We start from the raw sequence: 6738 nt of genomic DNA on the forward strand, positions 1-6738 counted from the left end.
GATAGTTGGTTGACGTTTCCGAGATTTCCCGAAAATTATTGGTTGACGACCCCTTATTTTCCCGAAAGTTTCCAGCCTGAAGCATGGCGGCGCGGTGACACCAGATAATCCAGCCAAGCGCCATATCCCATACCATGTAATCTCTATCGCCATTTTTTGCTCTGCAGCGATCTACAAATTCTCCGAAACGCTTCTCCATAAATAATTCATAGGCTGCTCGTTCATCCGATACTGCTGCCAGTGATACCAGCGCAATCCGTGCCAGCTCTTCCGCTTCTTCTGCTGGAAGCACAACGTTGCTACCCGGTCCGTATGTTTCGCGCCAATGCTGGATTGTCAGCAGTCGATCTTTGGTAATAGTGGTCATAGCTATTTCACCTTAATCTCAACATTTCGCAGCTTTAGCTCTACTGGCATGTCTGACTTTCCTGTTAATGCTAATGCGAGATTTTCTGGAGTAATGAGAGCAGTTATTGTTTTCCCCATCGCCAGACGAATAATCATTCGTATTTCGCGATCGTCACATGCTCCTGGTCGAACAATTGATATTTGTCCGTTCATCTCACTCTCCTTTGATGCGAATGCCAGCGACGCGTAATGCGTGTTCTAGGTCAATCAGGTAAAGCCACCTGCCATTTTCTTTAGGTATCATGACATGTCGCTCATCTGCATTTATCGGGTGTCCATATCGAAGGTCGTAGCGAGTCGGTAATTGAACTTCCCGCGCTTCCAGTTCAGCAATACGCTTGCTCCCATCAGAGATAACGCCTTCGTAATACTCACGCTGCTCGTTGAGTTGTGATTTTGCTTCTTCCAGTCCATCCAGCAAATCAGCGATAATATCCGCTTCCCGATGACGGATGTGACGCTTAAACGCAGCAAGAGCCGCATCACAATCCCGTTCAGCATTTGGGCTGTCCGGGGTAGCCTGATACCACGCCAGCGTCGATTGATAGTTTTGTGCTGCCTCACGCAGTGCCTGATAGTCAATCTTGCTCACTGGCTGCCTCCTTTGCCGGGATTTCTAACTTTTGAGTGGTTGTATCAAATTCAAACAACTTAACCACGTCATCAAACAGGACATAATCACCATCAGGATCTTCAGTCATATCAGCGCCACAATCCTGACCGCACGAGTCGCAACCTCCCATATCAAGCTCGTATCGCTTCAGGTTCGCGATATTTGATAAATTCAGCGCCAGTATAGCCAGATCATTAACCTCGTCTGCGATATACCCTGCACCATGTCCATACATTTCAATGCGGGATATGATTTCTTCTACACGTTGTTTTGTGATCGTCATTTTTCTCTTCACTCCGATATACAAGGATTACTACACCCCCTCTGCTGATTGCGCGAGCTGGATCCCCTGGTTCCATGCCGTCAATTCCGAAGGCTTCGAAAAATGCATCCATTGCCTTCTGGCGTTGCTCCTGCTTACGGCGTTTATTCCATTTTTTCATGAACAACAGTGACAGCCATCGTCCGCTGCAGAACATAATGTAGAAATAACCAAGAAGTGCCAGGCCGGTGTTCAGGGCCATATCAATCGTTATCGCCGGGTCAATATTCACTGCCCACCTCCTGAAAAATCACCGCATGGCCCGGTTTCTCCTCCAGTGCCAGCTCAGCCCTTGCACCTGCCGACTGCTGCCAGCCTTTCAGCATGTAAACCGCATCCACGCAACGGAGCATTGCCATGCAAATATCCATGTAGTGTGGCTGAGTCAGCCCGTCCGGAAGTACTGCCGGGTTTAAAACGGTATGCCCTTCCCGTTTCAGCACCTCTTCCGCTTTGTGAAATGCCTCGCGGTTAAAATTTTCATATCCCGTCATCGGACCGGCGATATAAACCCTCACCCTCACTCCTGAATCCTCCTGTCGAAATAAACGTAGTTATTCACTGCGCCCAACTTCATCCCAAACTTTTCGGCAATTTCCCGTCGGGGTACACCACGCTGATGCAGTTGCCGCGCCAGCTCAATATCACGCTGTGAACATTTGGCTGACTGGTGATAATCACCCCGTAACATCATGCTGATACCCAGTTCCCGCGCTTTCGTCCTGACGGCTGACTCACTACGGCCAATCAGATAACCGATGCTTTCGACTCTCATCGTTCCCGCACACTGCCGGAGTATCAGGATTTCAGCCCAGCGCCACTTCTTCCAGCCACTCACCGCTGCTGCTCTCTGGTGGCGGTAATATCCCGGAGAATATCCCTGTGTTTGTTCAGTTCCCGTAGCGCAGCACAGACTCGCTCCCACTTCTGAACATCACTTTTCGCCCGGCGCAGCTCGCGGTTAGCCACATGCAGCGATGGTAGAATCAGGTCATCTGCTTTCGCTTCAGTGAACGATTGCTGCAACTTCACAATGTCCTCCACCGCTTCTGTTTTAATTTCTTCCTGTGCAGCCGTTTCCTGGACTGGTAACGCAACACCAGCTGGCTGAGGAAGGGCTTTACCCTCCGTTTCAGCTACGGATGCTGCTTTCGGCTCTGCCGGTAAATCAACGCCCGGTATGCAGTAACGAAATTTACCATCCTGATTCACGCGAATCAGACACCCTTTGCTGATTGCCATTGCCAGCGATGAATTCGCCCGGCGGGAGGTAATTCCGAACATCAATGCCAGTTCATCCGCCGTTTGTGGGCCATGTTGTTCAATCGCCTCTGTCAGCATTTGCGCCGTCACTTTCGGTACCGGTGACACCGGTTCACTTTCACCAGCCTGAGTCAGCCACCATATCGCCCCCTTGTTATCCGCTTCTCCACGGCGTTTCAGTTTCCACAGTTCGTTGACAGCCTCTTCACGACTGATTCCAAGGCGAGCTGCCACCACATGTGAAGAGGCTCTTTTCAGTGCTTTCAGTGCGTCAGATACGGTTTCCATTAAAATTTCCTCCGACAAAATCGTTTCTCAGATTCAAACAAAACCAGCCGCCTTCCGGCGCTCGTATTCCTGTTTCAGTAATTCAATTGGCGTTGGCCCTTGCGGGCACTTCGGCGATGCGAGTTGTCTCCGGATCGGGGGAATACTCATCCCGTTACCAACTTGCTTTGCCCATTTCGTCAGTTGCCGTTCTGCAAGTCGTTTTAACTCACCTTCCGTCATCTGCCGCTCAATCCCTCTGTCACGCATCTCGAGGCAAATGTGGTACAGCACCGGCTGTGGCCACGGGTATTTATCACTCCCGTCGTACCGCCAGGATTCATTCCTCCAGCGACGGTACTCCTCCATCACGGCATCCACCGTCAGGCCAAATGGATTTGCCCCGCTCTCCGAAATCAACGCCACAAACTCAGCCAGATCCGGAGGCCACGTTTCACCCGCCCGGCAGCGGTCCATGCACTGACGGCAGACCTGCCGGATTTGCTGTTCAGTCATCGCGCCAATCTGAGCAATCCAGAGCTTCGACGGCGCAGCCCCGTTCTTCTGGGTCCAGCGGTTCGAATACACCTCCCCCATAAGTTCCCACAGCTTCCAGGCCGTTTCCGTTGCTGATAAATCCGTTTTCACGTTCCCACTGTTCACGTGCTGCCCGAATTTCCTGAACTGCCCGTGATGCGGTGCCACCTGGTGCTGCATGGCTTCCCCCCTTGCTGACTGGTTTTACCTGTGCCCTGACGTGCTGCACGTGACGGGCAAATTTCTGCTCCCACTGAACCTGCGTGAAAACCTTCCCCTCCGCCATCCAGTAATCCCGGAATGCGGCAAGCTCAGCAGGTGTAAACTCAGGCTCAGGCAGAGCCATACCCCACAATGCAGCCCGCTGTCGAAAATCCAGCGACGGCTGCCAGACACCAGTCATCGGAAATTTCCCGATCGGTTCGCTCAGGCCATCCGGGTATTCAGGTTCTGCTGTCTGCAACGGCGCGCCATTCGACTCACTGGCTGGAGCACTCTCGCGCATGCGCGCGTTATGTGTGGGGTTTAATTCTTTATCTGTATCTGTCGTGACTTGTCGTGACATATGCGTGACGCGTCGTGACTCATCGTGACAATCAGTGTTCTGCTCCCGCAGTCTTTCCCGCTCCCGCTGCGCTCTCTTGCGCTCTGCCGGGGATTTTGCGGTTTGCGAAACATTACCGTTATCCTCCTTCATCACCTGGCGTTTTTCCCATCCGGAAATAAGATCGCCATCCAGAACTCGCCCCTGCATTGCATGCAAAATTGAATCAATCACGTCTTCCGTCACATCAAGCGCACTTGCTAAATCTTCCGTCGTGACATCAATGTGACCACGTAGTGACACGCCGTGACATTTCGTGACATTTCGTGACGCACTCACCAGAAGGTGGATATACACCGCCATCACTGTTGCGATTGGCTGTCCTGAGACCCTGGCAATGGTTCGCCATTTGGGATCATTTGGCATGTCATGCCACAATCTGAGCCAGGCATTAGCCATACTCACCTCATCTGATACCGAACTTTACCCTCGAACATCCAGAAGAAATCCGGCATGAATATTGTTGGTCAATGCACGACAACAGCATTACCAGGCTGACCCCCACTGTTAGTCAGGGTGCCCCAGGCGATCGCCGCTGCGACAAAATCATCCACATCTTTCACCAGCCGATCCCTCCGTTCGACGATCTCACGGTAATATTCAGAGCTGTGACTGCGCATACGGGCCACCAGCAGAGGCGGCATTGCCTTTTCGATCGCCGGTAACAGAGCCTGCATTTTTTCAACAGCATCAGGGGTGTCTTTATCCAGCCAACGGAAAATTTTCTGGGTATTACGAGCCAGGGCTTCCGGATGGCTGTCGTCGTACAGTTCCGGGAACGTCATCCCCAGTTCGAAATAAGTCCGGGCTATTTCAGCTGCAGGAACTTTCTCACCATCAGGATATGCCCAGGCATTCATCGCCATGCGGATGTGCTCATGTTTGATTTTCATGAATCATTTGCCTCTTGATGCTTCGGGTATGATCGTTTTCGTCATTTGGCTGCTTCATCGACATATTCTGCGAATAACATGACGAGCGTCGTAAGTATGTCCAATCAACATCAGGACGAAGTTCTTCACACAGGACACCACCTTTTGTTGCTCGTTCAATCGCAGGACATCTCTCAGCAGGCAACTGACGTACACCTTTGATCCATTGATTTACGCTTGGAGGAGATACACCTAAAAGCCTAGCCATTGCTGATTGCCCACCGACAACAGCACAAGCTCGTTTGAATGAATAGTTATCTTTTTTCATCGAATGAACTCCAAAAAACACACAATAATATTAGGCTTAGCCTAATGCGATTGTCAATAGGCTATGCCTAACACTTCGAGAGTAGGGATTGCCTAACGCGATGCGCATAGGAGACTATTAAGCAATGCTTAGTGGTAAAGACTTAGGCCGAGCGATAGAGCAGGCCATTAACAAAAAAATTGCATCAGGAGCCGTCAAATCAAAGGCGGAAATCGCACGTCATTTCAAAGTCCAACCACCATCAATCCATGACTGGATTAAGAAAGGTTCGATAAGTAAAGACAAACTTCCAGAACTATGGCGTTTCTTTTCTGATGTGGTTGGTCCAGAGCATTGGGGGCTTAACGAATACCCCATACCAACCCCATCCACTTCAGATACAAAAAGTGAACTTTTAGACATAAACAGCCTTTATCAAGCCGCCTCTGATGAAAAAAGAGCAATTGTGGCTTTCCTCTTATCTGGAAATGCTACGGAGCCTAGTTGGGTTGATCATGACGTTCGCGCCTACATTGCCGCAATGGAAATGAAGGTAGCTAACTATCTGAGAAATCAAGAATCAAAACGGAAAAGCCAGAACATCACCAAGACAGGAACTTAAACTTATATGGTCCGACGGGAAATTCCTAGTTCCCGTTAGTTAACTCCTACTACCTCTCCCACAAACCATCACCTATTAGGTCGCACCCAAATCATTAGGCATAGCCTATTGACAAGCAATTAGGCATTTCCTATAGTTTTCCCATACCAACCCATCCCGTCCCACACAATACAGGGCAATACCTAGAGTTACCCGGCAGTGGTCAGGGATTAAGTAGCCAGCCCGAGGCGTATGAACATGACGGCGGGAACACTTTGTATAACAGCGCAGCAGGTTTTTAGTTCCGCTACCCCAGCGTTAAGGGGAAATGAGGTCAGCATGGATACTATCGAGCTTGGCAACAACGAATCTCTGGTATGTGGCGTGTTTCCCAATCAGGACGGCACGTTTACCGCGATGACGTATACCAAAAGTAAAACGTTTAAAACCGAAGCTGCCGCGCATCGCTGGTTAGCCAGAAACGCTAACTGATTAGCGCCAGTAAAAACAGGTTTCCACAGGTTAATTTACCCTGAAAAGTCAGGGCATAACACGAAAGCGCACGGCGAGATCCCTTTGCATATAAGTCTTGTCGTTAAATTTCTTCGACCGTGCGCTTCTGGTTGTGGCAATCCGCGAAATGGCGCGGCGGTAAGTATGGCGGGTTTATTCCTTCCCCCATTGAGGACACCGGGTTGTCAGGTTGACCATACGCTTAAGTGACAACTTCGCACAACAACCTCTGTTATCACTTTTCTGGTGATTCGGCGGAAATGGATATCCGCCCTTTTTAAAGTGAATTTTGTGATGCGGTGAATGCGGCTATGCGCACGCGGAACAGTTAAAGCAGTAAGGCGGTATTTTACTGGCGTAACAAGCATCAACTAACCCGGCGTTAATTGTTAACTGGTTAACGTCACCTGGAGGCACCAGGCACTGCATCA

Annotated in this window: 13 protein-coding genes and 1 pseudogene; 2 read left to right on the forward strand and 12 right to left on the reverse strand. The window is 50.2% G+C overall.

Annotation, left to right across the window (positions count from 1 at the left end):
• The 12 genes and pseudogenes from HEN33_RS23650 to HEN33_RS23705 form a co-directional block, all read right to left on the reverse strand.
• Window positions 1-367 (reverse strand): annotated as a pseudogene (locus HEN33_RS23650) (DUF551 domain-containing protein); the annotation flags it as partial.
• Window positions 368-369: 2 nt separating this feature from the next.
• Entirely contained in the window at window positions 370-561 is a 192-nt protein-coding gene (locus HEN33_RS23655; protein WP_001014296.1) for a hypothetical protein, read from the reverse strand.
• Window position 562: 1 nt separating this feature from the next.
• Window positions 563-1000 carry an ead/Ea22-like family protein gene (locus tag HEN33_RS23660; protein ID WP_176263687.1) on the reverse strand — a complete coding sequence of 146 codons (438 nt, stop codon included), beginning with the start codon at window positions 998-1000 and terminating at the stop codon, window positions 563-565.
• The gene (locus tag HEN33_RS23665; protein WP_176263686.1) at window positions 987-1304 is read right to left on the reverse strand and encodes a hypothetical protein; all 318 of its coding nucleotides are present in this window, start codon (window positions 1302-1304) and stop codon (window positions 987-989) included. Before HEN33_RS23665 ends, HEN33_RS23660 begins: the two co-directional genes overlap by 14 nt.
• Window positions 1258-1575 (reverse strand): DUF4752 family protein, encoded by a 318-nt coding sequence (locus HEN33_RS23670; RefSeq protein ID WP_096857752.1) that lies wholly within the window; start codon window positions 1573-1575, stop codon window positions 1258-1260. Before HEN33_RS23670 ends, HEN33_RS23665 begins: the two co-directional genes overlap by 47 nt.
• On the reverse strand, window positions 1565-1867 hold the full coding sequence (locus tag HEN33_RS23675) for a DUF4406 domain-containing protein (RefSeq protein ID WP_096857751.1): 303 nt from the start codon (window positions 1865-1867) through the stop codon (window positions 1565-1567). Before HEN33_RS23675 ends, HEN33_RS23670 begins: the two co-directional genes overlap by 11 nt.
• On the reverse strand, window positions 1864-2181 hold the full coding sequence (locus tag HEN33_RS23680; RefSeq protein WP_342367208.1) for a DNA-binding protein: 318 nt from the start codon (window positions 2179-2181) through the stop codon (window positions 1864-1866). The genes HEN33_RS23675 and HEN33_RS23680 overlap by 4 nt, the downstream gene beginning before the upstream one ends.
• Window positions 2178-2894, reverse strand: coding sequence for a DUF1627 domain-containing protein (locus tag HEN33_RS23685; RefSeq protein WP_000451011.1), 717 nt, complete (start codon window positions 2892-2894; stop codon window positions 2178-2180). Before HEN33_RS23685 ends, HEN33_RS23680 begins: the two co-directional genes overlap by 4 nt.
• Before the next feature lie 33 nt (window positions 2895-2927).
• Window positions 2928-3389, reverse strand: coding sequence for a replication protein P (locus tag HEN33_RS23690; RefSeq protein WP_000139462.1), 462 nt, complete (start codon window positions 3387-3389; stop codon window positions 2928-2930).
• Window positions 3382-4413 (reverse strand): DnaT-like ssDNA-binding domain-containing protein, encoded by a 1032-nt coding sequence (locus HEN33_RS23695; protein ID WP_176263685.1) that lies wholly within the window; start codon window positions 4411-4413, stop codon window positions 3382-3384. Before HEN33_RS23695 ends, HEN33_RS23690 begins: the two co-directional genes overlap by 8 nt.
• 68 nt (window positions 4414-4481) lie before the next feature.
• Entirely contained in the window at window positions 4482-4907 is a 426-nt protein-coding gene (locus tag HEN33_RS23700; RefSeq protein ID WP_000693915.1) for a toxin YdaT family protein, read from the reverse strand.
• On the reverse strand, window positions 4891-5214 hold the full coding sequence (locus HEN33_RS23705) for a helix-turn-helix domain-containing protein (RefSeq protein WP_000711018.1): 324 nt from the start codon (window positions 5212-5214) through the stop codon (window positions 4891-4893). The genes HEN33_RS23700 and HEN33_RS23705 overlap by 17 nt, the downstream gene beginning before the upstream one ends.
• A 124-nt stretch (window positions 5215-5338) precedes the next feature.
• On the opposite strand from HEN33_RS23705, the gene racR reads away from it, so the two are divergent.
• Window positions 5339-5815, forward strand: coding sequence for a DNA-binding transcriptional repressor RacR (gene racR, locus HEN33_RS23710; protein ID WP_176263684.1), 477 nt, complete (start codon window positions 5339-5341; stop codon window positions 5813-5815).
• A 318-nt stretch (window positions 5816-6133) separates the two neighbouring features.
• Window positions 6134-6286 (forward strand): DUF1391 family protein, encoded by a 153-nt coding sequence (locus tag HEN33_RS23715; protein ID WP_000379610.1) that lies wholly within the window; start codon window positions 6134-6136, stop codon window positions 6284-6286.
• Window positions 6287-6738: the final 452 nt, after the last annotated feature.

The sequence above is a fragment of the Escherichia sp. 94.0001 genome (genome assembly GCF_013369155.2).
Lineage (GTDB): Bacteria > Pseudomonadota > Gammaproteobacteria > Enterobacterales > Enterobacteriaceae > Escherichia > Escherichia coli_F.